The organism is Trichlorobacter ammonificans, assembly GCF_933509905.1.
Classification (GTDB): Bacteria; Desulfobacterota; Desulfuromonadia; order Geobacterales; family Pseudopelobacteraceae; genus Trichlorobacter; species Trichlorobacter ammonificans.
On the sequence record NZ_OW150024.1, the window covers coordinates 1813185 to 1836153 of the forward strand.

The window sequence follows — 22969 nt, forward strand, 5'->3', positions numbered from 1 at the left end:
TTCGCGTTTTCTAGCGGATGGTGGCACCCAGGTTGCGGGTAGCAGCATCGATCACCTTCTGGTGCAGCTTCTGCACCTCGTCGTCGGTGAGGGTCCGCTCGCTGGAGCGGTAGCGCAGGCGCAGAGCCACGCTCTTGCTCTCCGCCGGTATCCGTTCTCCCTGGTACAGGTCGAAAATGCCCACCTCTTCAAGCTCTTTGATACGCAACGCCTGTACGCAATCCAGAAGATCTGCCACCGGCCGCTCCCGCTCCATCAGCAGTGCCAGGTCGCGCACGCTGTCCGGGTAGCGCGACGGGGGCAGGATTGCACGCTGGCCGCCAGCCAACCGGACCAGCGCTTCAAAATTGATTTCAAAGCCGTAGACCGGATAGTCGATGCCGTAGTGCTGCAGCGTTACCGGATGGATTTCACCGACAGTGCCCAGTTGTACGTCGCCGACACAGAAACGGGCCGATTTGCCGGGGTGATGGAACGGCTCCGGCTGTTCCGCCGACCAACGTACTCCATTGATGCGGGCCAGTCCCAGAATCGACTCAACGATCCCCTTGGCGTCAAAAAAATCCACCGCTTGCGCATCGTGGCACCAGCGGGCCTCGTCTCGGGCACCGCTGAGCAGGCCGGCGCAGCAGAGCGGCTCCCGGGGCATCTCCGCGCCGGCTTCCGGCAGGTAGATCCGCCGCAGCTCGAACAGGCGGAGGTCCAGGTTTCTGAAGTTAAGGTTACGGGCGGCAGTCTCCAGCAGGCCGGGTAGGAGGGTGGTACGCATGACCGACTGCTCCTGGGCCAGTGGGTTGCACAGCGCAAGGCTGTTGCGCCGGGGATCGTCGGCGGGGAGCAGCAAGCGGTCCGCCGCCTCCGGGCCGATGAAGCTGAAGGTGACGATCTCGTTCATGCCCGCCGCCACCAGGCAGTCCCGCACCTGGCGCTGCAGGGTCTGGTGCGGGGAGGGACGCTCCGACACCACCTGGGCCACCGGCAGGGTGGCCGGCACCTGGTCGAAGCCGTTCAGGCGGCAAATTTCCTCGATCAGATCGATTTCCCGCTCGATATCCACCCGGAAGCTGGGAACGCAGACCTGAAAGCTGCCGTTGGCCGTGGGAATGACGTTGAATTCCAGACTCCTGAACAGGTCGGCCATCCGGTCGCTGGACAGGTTCAGCCCCAGCAGTTCGTTGGCCCGTTCGGGGCGGAAGGTAATCGTGACCGGCTTGCGGGGAGCCGGGCAGGCATCCACTTGGCCGTTGGCCATCCTGCCACCGGTCAGGTGGGCGATCAGCACGGCGGCACGGTCGAGGGCCCGGGGCACCCCTTCGAAGTCCACGCCACGTTCGAAGCGGTGGGACGACTCGGTGTGCAGCCCCAGACGCTTGGCGGTCTTGCGGATTACCGGCGGACTGAAAAAAGCACTCTCCAGCAGGATGTCGGTGGTGCTATTGGAAATTTCGGAGTTGAGCCCCCCCATGACGCCGGCAAGAGCAACCGGTTTATCCCGGTCGCAGATCACCAGGTCATCGGCGGTCAGTTTACGCTCCTGGTTGTCCAGGGTAACGAAGACTTCCCCCTCCTCGGCACGCCGCACGACGATCTGACCGCCGCCGACCCGGGCATGGTCGAAGGCGTGCAGCGGCTGCCCCATCTCCAGCATCACCAGGTTGGTCACATCCACCGCATTGTTGATGGAGCGGACCCCCACCGCCTGCAGCCGGTTCACCAGCCAGGCCGGCGAGGGACCGATGGTGCAGCCGGTCAGGTAACGGGCAGCGTAGCGGGGGCAACCGGTGGAGTCCTGGATGGTTACCTTGATCTTGGAGTGTACCGGTTCGCCGTCTTCCGGCGGCGTCACCACGGGGTACTTCACCTTGCGCCCCAGCTTTGCGGCGATCTCCCGGGCAATGCCGATGACACTCAGACAGTCGGCACGGTTGGGAGTAAGGCCGATCTCGAAAACCGTATCCTTCAGCTTCAGCGCCTCGAACACCGGCTGGCCCAGGGACAGTTCGTCCGACAGCAGCATGATGCCGTCGCTCTCCTCGGCAAGGCCCAACTCCTTTTCGGAGCAGAGCATGCCAAAGGACTCTTCACCGCGGATCTTCGAACGCTTGATCTTGAACTCCCCCGGCAGCACGGCGCCGATGCGGGCCAGGGCCACCGTGGCACCCTGGGAGAAGTTCTGGGCACCGCAGACCACGGAGAGCAGCTCACCGTCACCGGCGTCGATTTTGCAGAGTGAAAGCTTGTCGGCGTTGGGGTGCTGGGCCTTTTCAATCACCCGCGCCACCACCACCTCATCCAGGCCGCCGCCCAGATGCTCCATGCCCTCCACCTCCAACCCCAGCATGGTCAGCAGGTCAGCCAGTTCGACGGGAGCAAGGTCAAAATCAACGAACTCTTTCAGCCAGTTATAGGTAACTTTCATGTCGTGGCACCACCCTGGAACTGTGTGAGGAAGCGGACGTCGTTTTCAAACAAAAGGCGCATGTCGCTGATGCCGTACTTCAACATGGCGATCCGCTCGATCCCCATGCCGAAAGCAAAGCCGGAAATCTGCTCGGGATCGTAGCCGACATGACGAAACACCTCCGGGTCCACCATTCCCGCCCCCAGAATCTCCAGCCAGCCGCTCTGCTTGCAGACCCGGCAACCGCTGCCGCCGCAGATCACGCAGGCGATGTCCACCTCGGCCGACGGTTCGGTGAAGGGAAAAAAGCTGGGACGCAACCGCACGCCGGTGGTCTGACCGAACAACTGGTTGGTAAAGGTGGTCAGAATCCCCTTGAGGTCGGCGAAGGAGACCTTCGCATCCACCATCAGCCCCTCGATCTGGTGGAACATGGGGGAATGGGTGGCGTCGGAGTCGCAGCGGTAGACCGTGCCGGGGGCGATAATCCGCAGGGGCGGCTTCTGCTTGAGCATGGTGCGGATCTGTACCGGCGAGGTATGGGTACGCAGCAGCAGCTCGTTCTCGACGAAGAAGGTATCCTGCATGTCCCGGGCCGGATGCTCCGGTGGGAAGTTGAGCGCTTCAAAGTTGTACCAGTCGTGCTCGATCTCCGGCCCTTCGGCAACGGAGAACCCCAGACCGGCAAAAATTTCAGAAATCTCCTCGATCACCAGGGTAACCGGATGCTTGCTGCCCCGGCGCCCACCACGTCCCGGCAGGGTGACGTCAATCCGCTCCGCCGCCAGCCGGTGGGTGGTTGCTGCCTCCCGCGCCCGAACCAAGGCGTGCTCCAGGAGCTGTTCCAGCTCGTCTTTGACGCTGTTCACCATCTGCCCGACGAGCGGACGCTCTTCGGCAGAAAGTGCGCCGAGCCCCTTCATCAGCCCGGTCAGCTCTCCCTTGCGCCCCAGGACGCGCACGCGAATCTCGTGCAGTCCCTCTTCACCCTCGGTGGCCTGAATTGCCCGGACCGTCTGCTGCCGCAGGTGCTCCAACTGTTCACGCATAGTGGTATCCCTCATGGTAAAACGGAAAAAAGGAATGGGAGCGATCAAGCCCCCATTCCTTTTTTCCTGACTCAGCCGGATTTAAAACTGGGCCTTGGCCAACGCGGAGATTTCCGAGAATCCCTTCGGGTCGCTGATGGCGATATCGGCCAGCACTTTGCGGTCAATCTGGACGTTCGCCTTCTTCAGGCCGAAAATGAACTTGCTGTAGGAAAGTCCGTTCAAACGGGATGCGGCATTGATCCGCATGATCCAGAGGGCCCGGAAATCACGTTTCTTGACGCGACGGTCGCGAAATGCGTAGTTCAGTGCCCGGTCAACCGCCTCGGTGGCGCTGCGGAACAGCTTGCTCCGTGCACCGCGATAGCCCTTGGCCAGCTTCAGAACCTTGTTGCGGCGTTGCCGCGTCTTGAATCCACCTTTTGCTCTCGGCATCTTGGTACTCCTTTGTTAGGTAATTGCCCGATCCGCAAGGGGCCGTTCCTCACGGTTCAGGGATGGCGCACAAAAGCGCCGGTTACAGGTACGGAATCAGTGCGCAGATATTCTTCTGATCAACGGCTGCCACCGTACCGCCATGACGCAGGTTGCGCTTGCGCTTGCGGGTTTTGCTGGTGAGGATGTGGCTGGTGAAGGCGCAGGCGCGCTTGACCTTGCCGGTTCCCGTCTTCTTGAAGCGCTTGGCTGCAGCGCGGTTGGTCTTGATCTTGGGCATTGCTGTCTCCTTTGCTCGCTATTGCTGTGTTCAGACTTTTTTGGGTTTCGGGGCGATGATCATGAACAGTTGACGACCATCAACACGGGGCTGGACTTCCACCACCCCCACATCGGCCAGCTCGCTGGCAAAGCGTTCAATCACCGCACGACCGATATCCTGGTGGGTTATTTCCCGACCGCGGAACACCAGAGTGACCTTGGCCTTGTTTCCCTCTTCCAGGAAGCGGCGTACATGCTTCACCTTGAAGTCCAGGTCGTGGTCGTCGGTCTTGGGCCGGATCTTGACCTCTTTGACCTGCACCTGCACCTGCTTTTTCCTGGACTCCTGCTGCTTTTTGCTCTGTTGGTACTTGAACTTGCCGTAGTCCATGATCCGACAGACCGGCGGCTGGGCCGTCGGAGAAACCTCAACCAGGTCCAACTGGCGGGCTTCGGCAGCCTCCAGGGCCTCCCTGAGCGTCAGAATGCCGAGCTGCTCGCCATCGTCAGCGACAACCCGGACCTCATGGGCGCGGATGCTGTGGTTGATATTCACCGTTGCAGGTTTTGGGGCGGCTATGGCTGACCTCCTCGTTGTGGACGCTTGGTATCTATTATCGGTACTGCTTGGTTTCCGTTTCAACAAACGCGATGAACTGGTCCGGCGTCATGGGGTGCAGGTTCTTGCCGTCACGATAACGGGGAGTGACGGTACCCTGCTCCACTTCCTTGTCGCCGATCACCAGCATGTAGGGGATCTTCTGCAGCTGCGCCTCACGGATCTTGAAGTTCAGCTTCTCGTTGCGCAGGTCTTCCTGAACCCGGACACCAGCCGCCCGCAGCTTTTTGAAAACTTCCTGGGCATAGGGAATCTGATTGTCGGTCACGGTCAGCACGACAGCCTGCACGGGCGAGAGCCACAACGGGAAATTGCCGGCAAAATGCTCGATCAGGACACCGATGAACCGTTCAATGGAACCGAGAATAACCCGATGAACCATGACGGGACGCTTGCGCTCGCCATTGCTGGCCACATAGGTCAGATCAAACCGTTCGGGCAGGGTAAAATCGCACTGGATAGTAGCACACTGCCATCGCCTGTCAAGACAATCGCGCAGCTTGATATCGATCTTGGGACCGTAGAAGGCACCGTCTCCCTCGTTGATCTCAAAGGGGCGACCGGTATCCTTCAGAGCCGCCAGCAGAGCGCCGGTGGCCCGCTCCCAGTCCTCGTCGCTACCGATGGACTTCTCGGGACGGGTGGACAGCTCCATCTCGTAGTCAAAACCGAAAATCGCCATCACGTCGGCCACGAACCCGAGCACCCCTTTGATCTCGGCATCCAGCTGGTCCGGAGCGCAGAGGATATGGGCGTCGTCCTGGGTGAAGCAGCGCACCCGCAACAGGCCGTGCAGCACGCCGGCACGCTCGTGACGGTGTACCGTGCCCAGCTCGAAGTAGCGCTGCGGCAGGTCGCGGTAGCTGCGCAGGTGCGACTTGTAGATCATCATGTGGGAGAGACAGTTCATCGGCTTGACACCGAAACTCTGCTCATCCACCTCGGTGAAATACATATTCTCGCGATAGTTGTCGTAGTGGCCGGAGCGCTGCCACAGCTCGGTCTTGAGTATCTGGGGCCCCACCACGATGTCGTAGCCGCGCTTCAAGTGCTCACGGCGCTCGAAATCCTCCAGCAGGGTACGCAAAAGCGCCCCTTTGGGATGCCAGATGGCAAAACCGGGGCCCACTTCATCGGAGAAGGAAAACAGGTCCAGCTCCCGCCCCAGCTTGCGATGGTCGCGGCGTTTGGCCTCCTCCAGCCGGTGCAGATAGGCATCGAGCTCTTTCTTGTCAACGAAGGCAGTGCCGTAGATACGCTGCAGCATCCGGTTCTTCTCGTCACCGCGCCAGTAGGCGCCGGCAATGGAGAGCAGCTTGAACGCCTTCAGCTTGGCGGTGGTAGGAACGTGGGGGCCACGACAGAGGTCGGAGAACCCGCCCTGGGTGTAGATGGAGACGACGTCGGCACCGATATCCTGAATCAGCTCCTTCTTGTACGGCTCCCCCATTCCCTCGAAGAAGGCGATGGCCTCGGCAGCCGATACCACCGTACGCTCCACCGGCTGCCCCTGGGCCGCCAGCTCCGCCATACGCTGCTCGATCCGCACCAGATCATCAGGGGTAAAGGGAGTGTCCACATCGAAGTCGTAATAGAAGCCATTATCGATGGCCGGACCGATGGTAACCTTGGCGGCGGGAAACAGCTCCTTGACCGCCTGGGCCATCAGGTGAGAGGCGGAATGCCGGATGATCTCCAGCGCTTCCGGACTTTTTTCGGTGATGATGGCGACCGTGGCACCGTCGGCCAGGGGGGAGGCAAGATCAACCAGTTCGCCGTTCACACGACCGGCAATGGCCGCCTTGGCCAGACCGGCACCGATGCTTGCGGCCAGATCGGCCACCGTGGCGCCGTCGTTCAGCTCCCGTGTTGAATTGTCAGGCAGGGTTACGTGAATCATGCACGGACTCTCTCAGATTGCACAAACGAAAAAGGCATCGGGTACCGATGCCGCTCTCGCGTTTCAATGGTAGGCGCGGGCGGTCTCGAACCGCCGACCTCTACCGTGTCAAGGTAGCGCTCTCCCCCTGAGCTACGCGCCTCCAGCAAAGTTTTCATGTGATAGCAGCCATTCCATGGCCTGTCAAGCATTTTTCAATTGCGCACCGCGTCCGCTGCACCGTCCGGTGGCCCCAAGCCATACTTTGAAAGCTTGTACCGGAAGGAGCGGAACGACATTCGCAACAATTCCGCCGCCCGGGTCTTGCTGCCGCCCGCCTTTGCCAGCGCCTGCTGCAGATACTGTTTTTCCAGGTGCTCCAGAACCGCTTCCAACTCAATGCCATCATCAGGTATCTGCACCCCGCCGGCGGACTCGTACCGCCGCTCTCCTCCCCTGAGCACGGCAGGCAGCGTATCCACGGTTATCCGCTCAGGGTTCAAAACCAGCGCCCGCTCAATGATGTTCTCCAACTCGCGGACATTTCCCGGGAATCCGTAATTCATCAGCGCCTTCAACGCCTCGGAGGAAATGGTGCCGTTGCCGGCTGCGACATGTTTACGCAGCAGATGTTCCACCAGGAGCGGAATATCCTCGATCCGCTCCCTGAGCGGCGGCATCACGACCTGAAAAACGTTGATCCGGTAGTAGAGATCTTCCCGAAAATCCCCTCCCCTGACCAGCTCGGCGAGGTCGCGGTTGGAGGCGGCCACCACCCGTACATCCACCTTTTTGGTGCAGTTCCCTCCTACCCTGCGGACCTCTCGCTCCTGCAGCACGCGCAGAAGTCTGGTCTGCATGGCCAGGGGCAATTCGCCGATTTCATCGAGAAAGAGGGTGCCACCGTTCGCCTGCTCGAAAAATCCCGGATGCTCGCCGACAGCGCCGGTAAACGCTCCGCGCACGTGGCCGAACAGCTCGCTCTCGATCAGGTTTTCCGGAATGGCTCCGCAATTGACGGCAACGAACGGCTTATGCTTCCGGTTGCTGCCATTATGAATGGCACGGGCGGCCAGTTCTTTGCCGGTGCCGCTTTCGCCCGTTATCAACACCGTACTGGCGGTCTCCATCACCTTGCGCAGCAGGCCGAACAGTTCCCGCATACGGGGTGAACGACCAACGATACCGACAAACATTTCGGATTCCGCGGCCTGCTCGCGCAACAGGCGATTCTCCCGCTTCAGCTCGCTCCGTTCAAGGGCGTTCCGCACCAGAACCTTGATCTCTTCCACTTTGAACGGCTTGGCCAGGTAGTCGTAGGCTCCCAGCTTCATAGCCTCTACCGCCTGTTCGGCAGTGGAAAAGGCGGTGACCAGCAGAACGGCGGTGTCCGGTGTCTGCTGCTTGATGGAGGCGAGCAGTTCCAAACCGGAGAGGCCCGGCATCTGCACATCGGAAATCACCAGGTCGATCCGGTTGGAGGCCAACCGGGAAAGGGCCGTGGCGGCATCGGCGGCCGTCAGCACCTCGTATCCTTCCCGCTCCAGCAGGATCGACAGGAATTCCCGCATGCTCAATTCGTCATCGACGATCAGGACTCTCGTCTTCATCAGCTTTCAGCCTCCGTCATCGGCAATCGGACGACAACCAGGGTCCCTCCCGTGCGGGGCCGTGACACCCGGATCGTTCCGCCATGCCCTTCAATGATACGATACACGGTGGCGAGCCCCAACCCGCTTCCCGTGGTTTTCGTGGTCCAGAACGGTTCAAAGAGATGCCGCATCGTCTCGTCGTCGATCCCGCACCCCTGATCGGCCACCATGATGCGGGCCGTGGCGGAGCTCCCTCCGTCGTCTCCCTCTCGTGCCATCTCCACGGTCACCGTCCCCCCCTCCGGCATCGCCTCCGCCGCGTTGTGCAGCAGGTTCAGCAATACTTGGTGCAGTTGCCCCCGGTCGGCCCGGATGAGAAACATCGGCGGCCCCACCAGCTCGATCTGCACCGTGCGAAAACGCTGGTCGGCCGCCAGAAGCTCCCGCAGGTCAAGCAGCATCTGCCGCAGGTCGACGTTCTCCAGCCGGGGAGGACGGGGACGGGCGTAGGCCAGAAAATCGGTGATCAGTCCGTTCAGACGCTCCGACTCACGGGTGACGATGGCCAGCAACCTGGACTCCTGATCGGGCAGCCCGCCCTGCGCGGTCAACAACTGTACCGAACCGCTGATGGCGGCCAGCGGATTCCTGATTTCATGGGCCATGCGCGCGGAAAGTTCCCCCAATGCCGCCAGCCGGTCCGAGCGTTTCAGGGCCTGTTCCATCTGCTTCAACTCGGTCAGGTCCTTCAGGGTGACGATCTGACCGGCGGTCTCCCCCTGGGTATCACGGTAGGGCGTGGTGGTGTAGCCGATGGTACGGCTGTCACCGGAAGCGGACCGGTAGCTGAACTCGCCGCGACGGGGCCGGACAAGGGCGGCCCCGTTCAAGGCCAGGTCGGGAAACAGGGATGCCAGGGAACGGTTGTAGGCCTCTTCCTGGGAAAGTCCGGTAAGCCGTTGCAGGTAGGGATTGAACACCCGGATTCCGCCGGCGGTCGTGACCGTCAGCAGGCCGCTTTCCAGGTGCTCGACGATGGTCGAGTGCAGACAGCGCAGCTCCTCGTAATTGACCTCGCTGATCCGCAGGGCATCCTCGCTGACCTGGGCCCGCTCACTGAGATAGCCGCTTGCCAGGGCGGCCAGCACAAAGCCGACCAGGTGCAAGAACAGGGTGTAGAACACAACAACCTCACCCCGCTCATGTGCGGCGTCGGGAGTGAGCCCCAGACCGGACAGCATGCCGTAGTACTGCATATCCACCATGGCGCCGTAGAGGATGACGCACAGCGCGGCGGTATAGAGGGCATCGCGGCGGGAAATCAGCATGCCGGCGCTCATGATTGCCAGCAGATAGAGGAAGGAGTAAGGGCTTGCAATGCCATCCGTCAGGATCAGCAGCATGGTGACGAACAGGATGTCCCAGACCACCTGCAGCCGGCTCAGGGAGCGACGCCACTGCAGTCGTCCCACCAGCGCCAGGGAGACGGCGGAAAAGACGCAGGACAGCACCATCAGCTGAACGATGCCCCTGAAGTGGGTGTTGTCCAGCGCTTCGGGATCCTGCAGCTTGAGGACGATCGTTGACGCCAGAAACAGGATCGTCACCACGACCCTGGCTGTGATGAACAGCCGCAGCCGGCGTTCAGAGGTCACGAGCTATCCGCCCACGGCGCCTGCCATCTTGAAGATCGGCAGGTACATGGCCACCACCAGCCCCCCCACCGTGGTTCCCAGAAAGACCATCAGCAGCGGCTCCATCATGGAGGTCATGGCGGCCACGGCATCGTCCACCTCATCGTCGTAGAAATCGGCGATCTTGTTCAGCATGGCATCCATGGCGCCGGTGGCCTCCCCCACCGATATCATCTGCACCACCATGGGAGGAAAGATACCGCAGGCGGCAAGGGGCTCGGCCATGGTCTTTCCTTCGGAGATCGCCTGGCGCACCCCGTAGATCGCCTCTTCCACGATCCTGTTGCCGGCGGTCTTGGCCACGATCTCCAGTCCGTCCATGATCGGCACCCCGGAGCTGATCATGGTGCCCAGGGTACGGGTGAACTTGGCCACCGCCACCTTGCGGATCAGGGGACCGGCAATGGGAGCCTTCAGCGCCAGGGCATCGATCTTTTTCCTGCCGCCGGGAGTGGCGTAGTACTTCTTAAACGCAGTGGAAGCGGCGAAGAAAAGGGCGATCATAACGATGATGTAGCGCTTCATGAAATTGGACAGCGCGATGACGAACTTGGTGGGCCCCGGCAGGTCTCCTCCCATTTCGGTGAACATCTTGGCAAAAACCGGAATAACGAACACCAGGATAACACCGACGACGATCACGGCGATGGCCATGATCGTGGTAGGGTAGACCATGGCACCCTTGATCTGCTTTTTCAGCTTCATCGCCTTTTCGATGTAGGCGGCCAGGCGGTTGAGGATGGTATCCAGAATACCGCCGATCTCGCCGGCGGCCACCAGATTGACGTACAGTTCGTCAAAGGCCTTGGGATGCTTTGCCAGGGCGTCGGCAAAGGTGGAGCCGCTCTCCACGCTTTCCTTGACCTTGACCAGGATTTCCTTGAATGCCGGCTTCTCCTGCTGGGAGGAGAGAATGTCCAGACACTGCACCAGCGGCAGCCCCGAGTCGATCATGGTGGCAAACTGCCGGGTGAAGATGACCAGATCCTTGGTCTCGATCTTGCCGCCGCCGAAGGAGGGCAGCTTGAACCCCTGCCGTTGCTCCTTGACCGTAATCCCCACCATGCCGGCCCGTTTCAACTGGACCTCGACCGATGCGGCGTCCGGTGCATCGGTTACCCCCTTCTGGACCGCGCCGGTACGGGTCTTGGCTTCCCAGGCAAACTTTGGCATGACTCATCCCTCCTCGTGACTCGGTCGTTCAGCGGCGCAGCGGCTGGCGCATGCCCAGGCCGGGATTGTTGATCATCTGCTTCAGTTCCTCCGGGTCGGATGAGCGACCCAGGGCATCGTCCAGCGAGATCAGCCGCCGTGCGAACAGGGAGTGCAGCGACTGGTTCATGGTCTGCATGCCGAACTTTTCCTGTCCCACCTGCATCTGGGAATAGATCTGGTGCACCTTGTCCTCGCGGATCAGGTTGCGGATAGCCGGATTGGGCACCATGATCTCCATGGAAAGACAGCGGCCGCCGCCGATCTTGGGAATCAGGGTTTGGGAGATGACCCCCTCCAGCACGAAGGAGAGCTGGGCTCGGATCTGGGTCTGCTGGTACGGCGGGAAGACGTCCACGATCCGGTTGATGGTCTGGGCGCAGGAGTTGGTGTGCAGGGTGGCCAGACAGAGGTGGCCGGTTTCCGACAGGGTCAGCGCCGCCTCGATGGTCTCCAGGTCCCGCAATTCCCCCACCAGCACCACGTCGGGATCCTGGCGCAGCACGTACTTGAGTGCGTTCTTGAATCCCTTGGTGTCGGCTCCCACCTCCCGCTGGTTCACCAGGCATCCCTTGTGGGGATGCAGGTACTCGATCGGGTCCTCGATGGTGACGATGTGTTCCTTGCGGTTGACGTTGATGAAGTCGATGATGGAGGCCAGGGTGGTGGATTTGCCCGAACCGGTGGGGCCGGTCACCAGGATCAGCCCCCGCGGTTTTTCGGACAACTCCCGGATCACCGGCGGCAGCCCCAGTTCCTCGAAGGTCAGGATCTTGTAGGGGATCACCCGGAAAACGCCGGCCACCGCGCCGCGCTGCACGAAGATGTTCCCCCGGAAGCGGGAGAGCCCCTTGACCCCGAAGGAGAGGTCCAGCTCGTTTTCCTCCTCGAACTTGTGTTTCTGGGAGTCGGTCAGCACCGAGTAGCAGAGCTGCTTGGTGTCCACCGCATTCAGGGGGGGATAGTCCAGTTGTTTCAGCTTGCCGTCCACCCGGATCTGGGGCGGGGAGTTGGTGGTGATATGCAGGTCCGAACCGTTGGACTCCACCAGCGTTTTCAGCAGCTCATGCAGGTTGGCCATGGCAGTCGCTCCTTGGGTAAAAGGTTATTCGTCGGCAACGGTGATGCGCAGCACTTCTTCCAGGGAGGTGATCCCTTCCCTCAGCTTGGTCAGGGCCGACTGGCGCATGGACTTGATCCCCAACCGCATTGATTCCCGCTTGATCTCCGCCGTGTTGGCGCCGTTTAAGATCAGCTCGCGGATCGGCTCCAGCATCGGCATGACCTGGTAGAAGCCGACCCGTCCCTTGTAGCCGGTATTGTTGCAGACCGGGCACCCCCGTCCCCTGTAGCAGACGTACTCCCCCGCCTCTTCGGCGGGCACGCCGGCGGCGATCAGCGCCTGGACCGGCACGTCCTCTTTTTCCTTGCACTCGGTACAGACCCGCCGCCCCAGACGCTGGGCCGTGATCAGGTTCACCGCCGAGGCCACCAGAAACGGCTCGATCCCCATGTTGAGCAGGCGGTTAATGGTGGCCGGGGCATCGTTGGTGTGCAGGGTGGAAAGCACCAGGTGGCCGGTCAGGGCCGCCTTGACCGCGATCTCGGCGGTCTCGAAATCCCGGATCTCGCCGATCATGATGATGTCCGGGTCCTGGCGGAGGAAGGAGCGCAGGGCCGCGGCGAAGTTGAGGCCGATATCCTCGTGCATCTGCACCTGGTTGATGCCGGCGAAGTTGAACTCCACCGGGTCCTCGGCGGTGGAGATGTTCTCCGTCACCTTGTTCAGCTCCGACAGGGCCGAGTAGAGCGACACCGTCTTGCCGGAACCGGTGGGACCGGTCACCAGCACCATGCCGAAGGGCTTGTGGATCTCCCGCTTGAAATGGGCCAGGGCCTCCGGTTCGTAGCCCAGCTTGGTCATATCCAGCTGCAGGTTGCTCTTGTCCAGCAGACGGAGCACGATCTTCTCGCCGAACAGGGTGGGCAGCACCGACACCCGGTAGTCCATATCCTTGCCGCCCCCCAGCTTGATCTTGATCCGACCGTCCTGGGGGAGTCGGCGTTCGGCGATATCCAGCTCCGCCATGATCTTGATCCGTGAGGTGATGGCGTTTTTCAGCTTCAACGGCGGTTTCATCACCTCGTAGAGCACGCCGTCGATCCGGTAGCGCACCCGGAAGGTCTTCTCGTAGGGTTCTATATGGATATCGCTGGCCTTCTTCTTGATGGCGTCCATCAGGATCAGGTTGACCAGCTTCACCACCGGCGCTTCCTCGGTGGCCCGCTCCAGGGAGGAGACATCCACCTCCTCGTCGGTATCCACCAGCTCCAGCTCCTCCATCTCCAGGTTGTCCATGACGTCGGCCAGGGTGGCGGACTGGTCGTAGTAGCGGTCAATGGCCGCCTTGATATCGGACTCGGAGGTCACGACCATCTCCACGTTGTAGCCGGTCATGAACTTGATGTCTTCAATGGCGAAAAGATTGGAGGGATCGCAGACCGCGACGATGAGGGTGGCGCCGGCGCGGTTCACCGGCACCAGATGGTACTTCTGGGCCACTTCCGCCGGGATCACCTTGGTAACCGAGGGGTCCACGTCGTACTCGGCCAGGTTGATGGTGGGAATACCGTACTGTCGGGACAGAAAGGAGATCAGATCCTGCTCGCTGACGATCCCCTGCTTGACCAGAATGGCGCCGAGCTTCGCCTGCCCTCCCGACAGTTTTTGCTCCTGAAGGGCCGCGGCCAACTGCTCCCGGCTGATCAGGTTGTTGTTGACCAGAATATCTCCCAGACGGCTTGTCTGCATGTAAACTCCTGTCAGAACCGCGAACGGAGCGTCGGTTGGGCTAACTGGGCGATAGTAGCGGCCGGTTTCCGCCGGTGTCAAGTCCTATCACGGTACCGGCTCAGGGCGTCACGCATCACGTTTTCCGGAGCCGGCGTCCCGGTCCAGAGGGCAAAGGCCAGCTCTCCCTGAGCCACCAGCATTCCCAACCCGTTGGCGGTTGCCAGCCCCTGTGCCGCTGCAGCCGCCAGAAGCGGCGTTTCCGGCGGGCTGTAGACCATGTCGTACACGCGTGCGGCAGGGGGGAGGCATGCAAGGGCGAGCCCGGCGATCTCCTCGCCGTGCATCCCCAGGGAGGTCGCATTGACGATCAGGTCCCTCGTCTGCCAGAAATCCGCGGCAACGGCATCGGGGTCAAGAACGGAACAGGCGGTTGCGACTGATTCCGAGCCGATGAGGGCAATCATCTCGCGAGCCGCCGCAGCGGTGCGGTTCAGCACGCTCACCTCCGCCGCTCCGGCCCGGCACAGGGCAGCCAGGGCACCGCGGGCGGCACCGCCGGCCCCCACCAGCACGATCCGGCGACCGGCGGGAGGACAGCCCAGGTCCCGTTCCAGCGACCGCACCAGCCCGGCGCCATCAGTATTGAACCCCACCAGGCGGCCGTTTTGGTTCTTCACCACGTTCACCGCCCCGGCAGCCCGCGCCGCAGGATCAAGCTCGTCCAGGAGCGGCATGATGGCGGTCTTGTGGGGAATGGTGACGTTGAAACCGGCCACCTGCAACGCCCGCATCCCCTCCAGCGCCGCAGCCAGCCGCTCCGGCGCCACGGCAAAAGGAACAAAGACGGCGTCAATCCCCGCCGCCTGAAACGCGGCGTTCTGCATGACCGGCGACAGGGAGTGGCGTACCGGCCAGCCGATGATGCCGTACACCGCGCTGGCGCCGGTAAGGGTGATCTGATCGGTCATTACGGCTTTTCCTCCGTTTTCTTCGCCGGGATACCGTAACGGGCGGCCAGTTGACGCAGGTTCTCTTGCCAGGCCGGCATGATCGCCTCGGAGCGCTCCAGCAGCCGTGAGGCCTCCCGGACATGTCCCCGACGGGCAAGATCTTCCGCCGACTGCATCAGGCAGTAGGCATGGATGATCAGGGCCTTGCGCGAGTCCTCGTCCGGCTGCCAGCGTTCCGGGATCAGTCGATGGAGGATGTAATGATCCCAGATCTGCGGCTCCTCCAGGGCCGTTACCAGGTCACCCGTGGTGAGGCCGAACACGATCCCCTGCTGCACCGGCTGGGTACCGGCCCACTCCAGGGAGTAGCGGCTGGAGAAGTCCACCAGCACCGGCCGCTCGTTGGCAAGGTTGACCGCCAGGGAGCGGAACACGGTCTCGGCCGGCGCCCCCGTGGTGGGGCCGGCGTCGAGATAGGGCTTCAGGCGGGGCAGTTCGCGGCGGTGCCAGCTAAAGGTCAGGTGAGGGATATGGGGCAGATCGACATCCTGCCGCATCCGCTCCACGCCGTGCAGGTACCAGAGCGGGAAGGCGCCGCTGTCTCCCCAGGTGAAGAGCACCCCGTTCTCCGGCAGGGTACGCAGGGTGTTCAGGGCGTAGTCGTGGGCCAGGTAGTTGTCGTGCTGATCCTGGGACGAAAAGTTGAGCCCCAGCTGAAAAAGCGGCAGCAGCAGAAACACAAACGGCAGCAGCAGACGATGGCGGTAGTCGTAGCTCTGCGGTGTGGCTGCCCGCTGAACCCCGCAGGCCACAAATTCGAACAGCCCCAACGCCACCATCACCGCCGAGAGCAGGTACAGCGGCGTGTAGAACTCCTCGGTCAGAAAGATCGACTCAAGGCGGGGGTTGAAGTGACCGGCGATCACCAGCCAGAAACAGGCCACCGCTGCCAGGAAGGCCGCCAGAAACGCCCGCTCGACCCTGCGGCAGGACCAGATGCCGATGCCCAGCAGCCCCAGGCCGACCCAGCCGAATTCATGGGGGATGTCAAAGGCCCCCAGTTGCTTCACCAGCAGCGCCAGATCCCGGTTGTGGGGTTCCTCCGGGTACCCCTTGCGCAGAATGTGCCAGAGAAAGCGGGACAGACTGCTGGTGTCCCCCCAGCTCTGCAGGGCTCCGGCGGCAGCCCGCAGCGGCAGGTAGAGCTGTACGGCCCCACCCGCCAGCAGGCAGGCGGCGGCCAGCAGCCACTCCCGCACCCGACGGACCGCAGCCGGCGCAGACATCAGCACGAACAGCAGCATCCCCGGCAGCAGCAACACTACGGTCTGGTGGGCCCCGCTGGCCAGTCCGGCCAGAAAGGCCACGGCATACCACCAGGCCGGCTGCTCGCTGCCGGCACGCAGCCGTTCGCGCCACTTCAGCAGCAGCAGGAACATGACCGCCGTGATGAAGGCCAGGAGGGGGTACGGCTTGTCATGATTACTCTGCAGCCAGAGCCGGGGCGAGGTGGCCAGGATCAGTGCCCCGGCAAGGGCGGCCATGCGGATCGCGAAGGCGGTGAACGCCTCATTCGCGCCGAAGCTCCGTCCCTTCAGCAGGGCAAGGGTCAGATGGTAGCAGCCCAGGCAGGCCAGAGCCGCCGAGAGCGCCGTTGCCAGGTTGATCCTGAAGGCGATGCTCCCCAGCGGCAGCCAGGTGAACGGCTTCAGGTAGAGCAGGAACAGCGGGTAGCCGGGAGAATGGGCGGAGCCCAGGTACCAGGTGGCGGTCATGAATTCGCCGCTGTCATAGAAAGTGACCGACGGCGCCAGGGTGGCAAGGTAGAGGGCGAAGGGCAGCAGGAAGGCGGCAAGGGCCCAGGGGTCCGGGTATGCGTCACGGAGCAGCTTCATGACGGGGGCTGCTCCGCTTCGGCCTGCCGCCGGACGTGGGAAAGCGACAGCCCGCTCGTCCAGAGGTGGTAGAGGCCGGCCAGGATCACCGGAAAAAAGCCGATGCCGTGGATCACCAGCGAGATGGCCACCGCTTCGGTGGGCTGGACGGCGAAGGCGACAAGACCGGTGTAGCAGGCCAGGTGGTAGGTACCGATGTAGCCCGGCGCCGCCGGTACCATCACGGCAAAGACCAGCAGCACCATGATGAAGAAGGAGGCGATGGGGGGCAGGTGGATGCCGAAGCCGACCAGCACCAGGTGGATCGGCAGGGTGGCGGTGAGCCAGATCCCCAAAGAACTCGCCGCCAGCACCAGCAGATGTCCCGCGTGCCCCGACACCTTCAGTCCCTGCAGGAAGGAGCCGCACAGAGAGATCACCTTCTCCGACAACGCCGCCGGGAAGGGTTTCAGCAGCCGCGCCAGCAGCGACAGGGTCTTCACCGGCCGCCACTTGAGAGCCACCAGGAAGCCAAGCGCCAGGGCATAGAACAACAGCATGGAGACGCCCCCCGCGTGCAGCAGCGCCGTGGTCTGCTCCATGCCGGGCGGCAGTTCCAGCACCAGCAGGACTGCCGCCAGCATCACCATTACGGAGAGACCGTCGAAGAGCCGGTCGATCACCAGGGAAGCAAAAACCGCCGCCGTCTGCAACCGCTCCCGTTCCGCCAGCACCCAGGCACGGATGAACTCCCCCAGCCGGGCCGGAAACAGGTTATTGGCCATGTAGCCGATGATTACCGCCGGATACAGCGATCCCAGGGAAATGGGGCGTTCATGGATCAACAGGTACCGCCAGCGCACCGCCCGCAGCCCGAAACTGGCAAAGGTGGAAACGAGCGCCGCAAGCAGGTAGCCGGGATGGAGCCGTCCCAGGGCGTCCAGCAGCTGGCGACCGTCCACCTTGCGCAGTATCAGCACGAGAAAGAGAAGGCTGACGCCGCAACCGAGCCAGACCATCAGACGGGAGCGTTTCACGGTTACGCCTCCACCGGCAATCCGGCCATGAGCAGGTCGCGGCACCGGGCGACATCGGTCCGGATCTGCGCCATGAGACTCTCCACGTCGTTGAAGCGGACGATATCCCGCAACCGGTCGACGAAATGGAGAACGATCTCCCTGCCGTACAGGTCACCGTCGTAGTCGAACAGGAAGGCTTCGATGGTGTGGCTCCCGCCGTCAAAGGTGGGGTTGACACCGATGCTGCAGGCCCCCTGGTGCAGCTCCCCCGCGACCTCCACCCAGACCGCATAGACGCCGTCTGCCGGAATCAGTTCGTTGGCGGTGACAATATTGGCCGTGGGGAAACCAAGGGTGCGGCCGATCCTCCGTCCCGGCACCACCTGCCCCGTCACCCGGTGACAGCGCCCCAGCATCGCAACCGCCCCGGCCACGTTCCCCTGTGCCACCAAGCGACGCACGGCACTGCTGCTGAAGAGCAGTTCCCGCTCTCCCACCGGGTCCAGGGCGATCAGCTCGAACCCCAGCTCGCCGGAAAGCCGCTCCAGGAGCTGTTCGTCCCCCTCCCGTCCCCGGCCGAAGGCATAGTCGTGGCCGATCACCAGCGCGCGCACCCCCAGACAGCCGTGCAGCACGGTACGGACGAACGCTTCGGCGGGAGTGGCGGCAAAGGCGGGGGTAAAGGGGATCACCAGCAGCAGATCGATATCGCTCTCGGCAATCAGGGCCCGCTGCTGTTCCCGGGTGGTGATCAGCCGCAACGGGCGCTCGGGATCGAGCAATTTCAGCGGATGAGGATCAAAGGTCACCACCACGGCGGCGGCACCCAGCAGGTCGGCCCGCCGGCGCACCCGGCTGAAGATCTCGCGGTGTCCCCGGTGCACGCCGTCGAAGTTGCCGATGGTCACGACGGAGCGCTCGCACAGGGGCCTGCTGAAATCGTCGGTGGTTATGGTACGCATGGGCAAGCTTATGGCACAAATTTGTTCTACAGACAACCCTCCCTTGACAAACCCCCGGCCGGGGTTCAATAATCATCCGCTGCACCACGAGCCACGCGTCATCCGGAGACTCTTCATGTCCATTGAAAGCGATTTTCTGGTGATCGGCAGCGGCATCGCCGGTCTCTCCTTTGCTCTGCAGGCGGCGGCGCACGGCCGGGTCGCCATCGTCACCAAACGGGAGGTTGCCGAATCGGCCACCCGCTACGCCCAGGGGGGTATCGCCTCGGTCTTTTCCGCCGAAGACTCCTTCGACGCCCACGTTGAGGACACGCTTACCGCCGGTGCCGGCATCTGTCACGAGGATGTGGTCAGAATGGTGGTGGAGGAAGGCCCCCAAACCATCCGCAACCTGATCGAGTGGGGGGTAAAATTCACCACCACGACGGCGGGGGACGCCTACGACCTGACCCGTGAAGGAGGCCACAGTGCCCGGCGCATCCTGCATGCCGAGGATATCACCGGCCGGGAGATCGAGCGGGCCCTGGTGGAGGCGGTGCGCCAGAACCCCAACATCGAACTGTACGAACATCATATCGCCGTGGACCTGATCACCAGCGCCAAGCTTGCCCGCCGTCCCCTCGCCGACAATACCTGCCTGGGGGCCTATGTGCTGGATATCCGCAGCGAACGGGTGTTGACCTTCGCGGCCCGGGCCACGGTCCTGGCCAGCGGCGGCGCCGGCAAGGTCTACCTCTACACCTGCAACCCGGATGTGGCCTCCGGCGACGGCGTCGCCATGGCCTACCGGGCCGGCGCCACCATCGCCAACATGGAGTTCATGCAGTTTCACCCCACCACCCTCTTCCACCCCAATGCCAAGTCGTTTCTCATATCCGAGGCGGTACGGGGGGAAGGTGCGATCCTGCGTCGCCGGGACGGCACCGCCTTCATGGAGAAGTACCACCACCTGAAGGATCTGGCCCCGCGGGATATCGTGGCCCGGGCCATTGACAACGAAATGAAGACCTACGGCGACGACTGCGTGTTTCTGGATATCACCCACGAACCGGCCGACTTTGTCCGCAGCCGTTTTCCCAACATCTACCAGACCTGCCTGGAATACGGCCTGGACATGACCCGCGAATGGCTGCCGGTGGTGCCGGCGGCCCACTACCTGTGTGGCGGCATCCAGGTCAACACCGATGCCGAAACCGACATTCCCGGCCTGTACGCCATCGGCGAGGCGGCCTTCACCGGTCTCCACGGCGGCAATCGTCTGGCCAGCAACTCGCTGCTGGAGGCAGCGGTCTACGCCGGCCGGGCCGCCCGCCATGCCGTGGCCACCCTGGCGCAGCGCCCCCGTCCCGACGGCAGCACCCTGTGCGAATGGGACTCCGGCACCGCCACCAACAGCGACGAGATGGTGGTGGTTTCCCAGAACTGGGACGAAATCCGGCGCTTCATGTGGAACTACGTCGGCATTGTCCGTTCCACCAAGCGGCTGGAGCGGGCCCTGCGCCGCATCCGTCTGATCCAGGACGAGATCGAGGAGTACTACTGGAACTTCATCGTCACCTCCGACCTGATCGAACTGCGCAACCTGGCCACCGTGGCGGAACTGATCGTGCTCTGCGCCCAGAGCCGCAAGGAGTCCCGCGGCCTGCACTACACCATCGACTACCCGGAACGGGACGACGCCAACTTCAAGCGCGACACCATCATCAGAAAATCGTTTACTTAGGGGCCGCCATGGATATTGCCGACCTGCGCACACGGATCGACCTGCTGGACGACGTCCTGCTCCGCATCTTCAATGAACGGGCCCGCCTTGCCCTGGAAATCGGCCACTGCAAAAAGGACCTGGGACTGCCGGTGTTCGATCCCTCACGGGAGAAGAAGATTTTCGCCCGCATGAAAAACGACAACCCCGGCCCCCTGGATGACGGCGCCATTGTCAGGCTGTTCGAGCGGGTCATCGACGAATCCCGCCGGCTGGAGCGGATCATGACACAACCGGAACAGGAGGACGCAGCACAGCCATGATCATCATCATGAAGAAGAACTGTCCCGAAGAATCCCTCGATCATGTCAAGGAGTACCTGATCGGTCGCAATTTCGACATCCACCAGTCCACCGGCGCCAACCGCACCATCATCGGCGTCATCGGCGACACCCATACCCTGGACGACCGGCTGATCGCCGCCCTGCCCGATGTTCACCAGGTGGTCCGAATCCGACCCGAGGAAGAATAGGAGCTCCGCGTGACCAGTTACCGTCCCTCCCGCCTGCTGGCGGGCGTCGCACTCCTGCTGACCACCCTGTCCCCTGCCTTCGCCATGGCGGACCCCCTCGAAATCACCCCCTTTGCCACCGCCAACCGCACCCCCCTGGCCCAGATCTACGGCCTGCCGTCCGAAACGGCACCGAGCCTGACGGCTGCCGGCAGATGGCGCTTCGGCCTGACTCAGGACATCGCCAGCATTTACTCCGCCAACAGTTCCGCCAGCGAACGGCTGGAGCTGGACGGCGAACTGTACCGCTGGACCCTGTCGGGCCACTACGGTTTTCACAACGGCCTGGAGGTGGGTCTGGAGCTGCCCTTCGTGCTGCAGAGCGGCGGATTTCTGGACGGATTCATCACCGACTGGCATTCGGCATTCGGCATGCCCCAGGGGGGACGGGACCAGGTTCCCAACAACCGGCTGCGCTACCACTACAGTAAAGACGGCAGGACCCTGCTGAACGTCACCCGCTCCGGCGGCGGCATCGGCGACGTCAGCCTGCTGGCCGGCTACCGCCTGTTCGAACAGCGGACCGACAGCGACCATGATCAGCTTGCCCTGCGCGCCCAACTGAAACTGCCCACCGGCGACACCTCCGCCCTGACCGGCAGCGGCAGCGTCGACCTGACCCTCTTCCTCTCCGGTGCCATGAACCGGCGCACCGAGTGGGGTACGTTGGGGGTCTTCGGCTCCGCCGGCGGCATGGTCACCAGTGACGGCTCGATCCTGGCAGGGCAGCGGGAAAACCTCGTGGCGCTGGGCACCGCAGGCCTGGGATGGGCTCCGGCATCCTGGATCGCGCTCAAGGTACAATTCAACCTGAACACGCCGCTGTTCAAAAGTGGTCTCACCGAAATCGGCAACGGCGCGGTAGTGCTCACCAGCGGCGGCACCCTCCGGCTGCCCGGCGATTACCTGCTGGACATCGGTGTCGGCGAGGACATCGCCGTCGCCACCGCGCCGGACGTCACCTTCCACCTGGGACTCAGCAAGCGTTTCTGACGGCCCCTCCGCCGCCGGTACGCCTCAGAAATCCTTGTGCCTGACCGGCGTTATAAGGTATACACGGAATCCACCATGCAACGAAGTATACTTCCCGCAAATATCGTTCTCGGCATCCTCATCCTTCTGGTGACGGCACGGATTCTCGCCGATATCGCCGCCTACCGGCTCGGCAGCCTTACCCCCGCCGCCCCCGCCGCGCCGGCGGACGGCGCTGCCTCCCGGCAGGCCCTTCCCTTGGGAGCCTTCGGTTCCATCCTGGAAAAAGGGCTGTTCGGCCCGGCGACCAAGGGAACCCTGACCCCGCTGACCATGGCCGCGCCCCAGCCGGCGGCCGCCGCCGCGCCGGCCGTTGCCCCCGGTGATCTGGTGCTGCTGGGCACCGCCGCCGGCACCCCCCGTCAAAGCTTTGTGCTGGTCCGCAAATCCAGCACCAACGAGGAACGGGTCTTCCGGGTCGGCGAGCGGGTCTTCGATCTGGGTGTTCTCAGCGCGGTGCACAAGGAAACCGCTGACCTGAAGAGCGGTGACCGGACCATCACCCTGCGCACCCCCAACGCGCCGCAGGAGGCTCCCCGTCCCGCCGCCTCCCCTGCTCAGGCCGCAACGGCGCCCGTCGGCGTCATCCCCGCCAGCGGTGGTTCCAGCGGCATCATCGAGCAACGGGCGCTGAACGCTGCCCTGGACAACATCGGCCAAGCCATGACCGACGCCCGCCTGCTGCCCAGTGTGAAAGACGGCAAGGTGGAAGGCTTCAGGCTTTCGGAGGTGAAACCCCAGGGGGTCTTCGCCGCCATCGGCCTTCGAAACGGCGATGTACTGCAGAAGATCAACGATTTTCCGGTCGACTCCCCGGAGAAAGCGATCCAGTCCTTCATGACCCTGAAAGGGCAGACCCGCATCAAGCTCGACCTGATCCGGGACGGTGCCCCGACCAGCCTTTCCTATGAAATCCGTTAGTT

At 62.9% G+C, this 22969-nt stretch carries 20 protein-coding genes and 1 tRNA gene; 5 read left to right on the top strand and 16 right to left on the bottom strand.

Features of this window, described 5'->3' with window-relative positions; translation table 11 throughout:
* Nucleotides 1–10: 10 nt before the first annotated feature.
* From pheT to RAK07_RS08230, 16 genes are all read right to left on the bottom strand, one after another.
* Nucleotides 11–2419: a phenylalanine--tRNA ligase subunit beta gene (gene pheT / locus RAK07_RS08155; protein ID WP_305732342.1), complete on the bottom strand. Its 2409-nt coding sequence runs from the start codon at nucleotides 2417–2419 to the stop codon at nucleotides 11–13.
* Nucleotides 2416–3450, bottom strand: a complete 1035-nt coding sequence (gene pheS / locus RAK07_RS08160; RefSeq protein WP_305732343.1) for a phenylalanine--tRNA ligase subunit alpha — start codon at nucleotides 3448–3450, stop codon at nucleotides 2416–2418. The genes pheT and pheS overlap by 4 nt, the downstream gene beginning before the upstream one ends.
* An 81-nt stretch (nucleotides 3451–3531) precedes the next feature.
* Nucleotides 3532–3885 (bottom strand): 50S ribosomal protein L20, encoded by a 354-nt coding sequence (gene rplT, locus RAK07_RS08165; RefSeq protein ID WP_305732344.1) that lies wholly within the window; start codon nucleotides 3883–3885, stop codon nucleotides 3532–3534.
* 82 nt (nucleotides 3886–3967) lie between these two features.
* On the bottom strand, nucleotides 3968–4165 hold the full coding sequence (gene rpmI / locus RAK07_RS08170; RefSeq protein WP_305732345.1) for a 50S ribosomal protein L35: 198 nt from the start codon (nucleotides 4163–4165) through the stop codon (nucleotides 3968–3970).
* A gap of 30 nt (nucleotides 4166–4195) precedes the next feature.
* Nucleotides 4196–4726, bottom strand: coding sequence for a translation initiation factor IF-3 (infC, locus tag RAK07_RS08175; protein WP_305733492.1), 531 nt, complete (start codon nucleotides 4724–4726; stop codon nucleotides 4196–4198).
* A 34-nt stretch (nucleotides 4727–4760) separates the two neighbouring features.
* The gene (thrS, locus tag RAK07_RS08180) at nucleotides 4761–6665 is read right to left on the bottom strand and encodes a threonine--tRNA ligase (protein ID WP_305732346.1); all 1905 of its coding nucleotides are present in this window, start codon (nucleotides 6663–6665) and stop codon (nucleotides 4761–4763) included.
* Nucleotides 6666–6732: 67 nt separating this feature from the next.
* A tRNA-Val gene (locus RAK07_RS08185) sits at nucleotides 6733–6807 on the bottom strand.
* 52 nt (nucleotides 6808–6859) lie between these two features.
* Nucleotides 6860–8254 carry a sigma-54-dependent transcriptional regulator gene (locus tag RAK07_RS08190; protein ID WP_305732347.1) on the bottom strand — a complete coding sequence of 465 codons (1395 nt, stop codon included), beginning with the start codon at nucleotides 8252–8254 and terminating at the stop codon, nucleotides 6860–6862.
* On the bottom strand, nucleotides 8254–9891 hold the full coding sequence (locus tag RAK07_RS08195; protein WP_305732348.1) for a two-component system sensor histidine kinase NtrB: 1638 nt from the start codon (nucleotides 9889–9891) through the stop codon (nucleotides 8254–8256). Before RAK07_RS08195 ends, RAK07_RS08190 begins: the two co-directional genes overlap by 1 nt.
* A gap of 3 nt (nucleotides 9892–9894) precedes the next feature.
* Nucleotides 9895–11103, bottom strand: a complete 1209-nt coding sequence (locus RAK07_RS08200) for a type II secretion system F family protein (protein WP_305732349.1) — start codon at nucleotides 11101–11103, stop codon at nucleotides 9895–9897.
* 28 nt (nucleotides 11104–11131) lie between these two features.
* Nucleotides 11132–12223 carry a type IV pilus twitching motility protein PilT gene (locus tag RAK07_RS08205; protein WP_305732350.1) on the bottom strand — a complete coding sequence of 364 codons (1092 nt, stop codon included), beginning with the start codon at nucleotides 12221–12223 and terminating at the stop codon, nucleotides 11132–11134.
* A 24-nt stretch (nucleotides 12224–12247) separates the two neighbouring features.
* On the bottom strand, nucleotides 12248–13954 hold the full coding sequence (pilB, locus tag RAK07_RS08210) for a type IV-A pilus assembly ATPase PilB (RefSeq protein ID WP_305732351.1): 1707 nt from the start codon (nucleotides 13952–13954) through the stop codon (nucleotides 12248–12250).
* 77 nt (nucleotides 13955–14031) lie between these two features.
* A complete protein-coding gene (locus RAK07_RS08215) occupies nucleotides 14032–14892 on the bottom strand; it encodes a shikimate dehydrogenase (RefSeq protein WP_305733493.1) in 861 nt (286 codons plus the stop codon).
* Between the two features lie 11 nt (nucleotides 14893–14903).
* On the bottom strand, nucleotides 14904–16781 hold the full coding sequence (locus RAK07_RS08220) for a glycosyltransferase family 117 protein (RefSeq protein ID WP_305732352.1): 1878 nt from the start codon (nucleotides 16779–16781) through the stop codon (nucleotides 14904–14906).
* Nucleotides 16778–17797 carry a lysylphosphatidylglycerol synthase transmembrane domain-containing protein gene (locus RAK07_RS08225; RefSeq protein WP_305732353.1) on the bottom strand — a complete coding sequence of 340 codons (1020 nt, stop codon included), beginning with the start codon at nucleotides 17795–17797 and terminating at the stop codon, nucleotides 16778–16780. The genes RAK07_RS08220 and RAK07_RS08225 overlap by 4 nt, the downstream gene beginning before the upstream one ends.
* A gap of 2 nt (nucleotides 17798–17799) precedes the next feature.
* Nucleotides 17800–18741, bottom strand: a complete 942-nt coding sequence (locus tag RAK07_RS08230; RefSeq protein ID WP_305732354.1) for a bifunctional riboflavin kinase/FAD synthetase — start codon at nucleotides 18739–18741, stop codon at nucleotides 17800–17802.
* A gap of 115 nt (nucleotides 18742–18856) precedes the next feature.
* On the opposite strand from RAK07_RS08230, the gene nadB reads away from it, so the two are divergent.
* The 5 genes from nadB (at nucleotide 18857) to gspC (ending at nucleotide 22967) form a co-directional block, all read left to right on the top strand.
* Entirely contained in the window at nucleotides 18857–20464 is a 1608-nt protein-coding gene (gene nadB / locus RAK07_RS08235; RefSeq protein WP_305732355.1) for an L-aspartate oxidase, read from the top strand.
* 8 nt (nucleotides 20465–20472) lie between these two features.
* Nucleotides 20473–20766, top strand: coding sequence for a chorismate mutase (locus RAK07_RS08240; RefSeq protein ID WP_305732356.1), 294 nt, complete (start codon nucleotides 20473–20475; stop codon nucleotides 20764–20766).
* Nucleotides 20763–20975: a hypothetical protein gene (locus RAK07_RS08245; RefSeq protein ID WP_305732357.1), complete on the top strand. Its 213-nt coding sequence runs from the start codon at nucleotides 20763–20765 to the stop codon at nucleotides 20973–20975. The genes RAK07_RS08240 and RAK07_RS08245 overlap by 4 nt, the downstream gene beginning before the upstream one ends.
* Before the next feature lie 9 nt (nucleotides 20976–20984).
* Nucleotides 20985–22007, top strand: a complete 1023-nt coding sequence (locus RAK07_RS08250; RefSeq protein ID WP_305732358.1) for a DUF3187 family protein — start codon at nucleotides 20985–20987, stop codon at nucleotides 22005–22007.
* Nucleotides 22008–22082: 75 nt separating this feature from the next.
* A complete protein-coding gene (gspC, locus tag RAK07_RS08255) occupies nucleotides 22083–22967 on the top strand; it encodes a type II secretion system protein GspC (protein ID WP_305732359.1) in 885 nt (294 codons plus the stop codon).
* Nucleotides 22968–22969: the final 2 nt, after the last annotated feature.

What these genes read in the sequence shown, in the direction of transcription:
- pheT (WP_305732342.1), bottom strand. Translation starts at nt 2,419, where the DNA reads ATGAAAGTTACCTATAACTGGCTGAAAGAGTTCGTTGATTTTGACCTT.
- RAK07_RS08205 (WP_305732350.1), bottom strand. Translation starts at nt 12,223, where the DNA reads ATGGCCAACCTGCATGAGCTGCTGAAAACGCTGGTGGAGTCCAACGGT.
- rplT (WP_305732344.1), bottom strand. Translation starts at nt 3,885, where the DNA reads ATGCCGAGAGCAAAAGGTGGATTCAAGACGCGGCAACGCCGCAACAAG.
- RAK07_RS08190 (WP_305732347.1), bottom strand. Translation starts at nt 8,254, where the DNA reads ATGAAGACGAGAGTCCTGATCGTCGATGACGAATTGAGCATGCGGGAA.
- RAK07_RS08240 (WP_305732356.1), top strand. Translation starts at nt 20,473, where the DNA reads ATGGATATTGCCGACCTGCGCACACGGATCGACCTGCTGGACGACGTC.
- pilB (WP_305732351.1), bottom strand. Translation starts at nt 13,954, where the DNA reads ATGCAGACAAGCCGTCTGGGAGATATTCTGGTCAACAACAACCTGATC.
- thrS (WP_305732346.1), bottom strand. Translation starts at nt 6,665, where the DNA reads ATGATTCACGTAACCCTGCCTGACAATTCAACACGGGAGCTGAACGAC.
- pheS (WP_305732343.1), bottom strand. Translation starts at nt 3,450, where the DNA reads ATGCGTGAACAGTTGGAGCACCTGCGGCAGCAGACGGTCCGGGCAATT.
- RAK07_RS08230 (WP_305732354.1), bottom strand. Translation starts at nt 18,741, where the DNA reads ATGCGTACCATAACCACCGACGATTTCAGCAGGCCCCTGTGCGAGCGC.
- gspC (WP_305732359.1), top strand. Translation starts at nt 22,083, where the DNA reads ATGCAACGAAGTATACTTCCCGCAAATATCGTTCTCGGCATCCTCATC.
- nadB (WP_305732355.1), top strand. Translation starts at nt 18,857, where the DNA reads ATGTCCATTGAAAGCGATTTTCTGGTGATCGGCAGCGGCATCGCCGGT.
- RAK07_RS08245 (WP_305732357.1), top strand. Translation starts at nt 20,763, where the DNA reads ATGATCATCATCATGAAGAAGAACTGTCCCGAAGAATCCCTCGATCAT.
- RAK07_RS08220 (WP_305732352.1), bottom strand. Translation starts at nt 16,781, where the DNA reads ATGAAGCTGCTCCGTGACGCATACCCGGACCCCTGGGCCCTTGCCGCC.
- rpmI (WP_305732345.1), bottom strand. Translation starts at nt 4,165, where the DNA reads ATGCCCAAGATCAAGACCAACCGCGCTGCAGCCAAGCGCTTCAAGAAG.
- RAK07_RS08200 (WP_305732349.1), bottom strand. Translation starts at nt 11,103, where the DNA reads ATGCCAAAGTTTGCCTGGGAAGCCAAGACCCGTACCGGCGCGGTCCAG.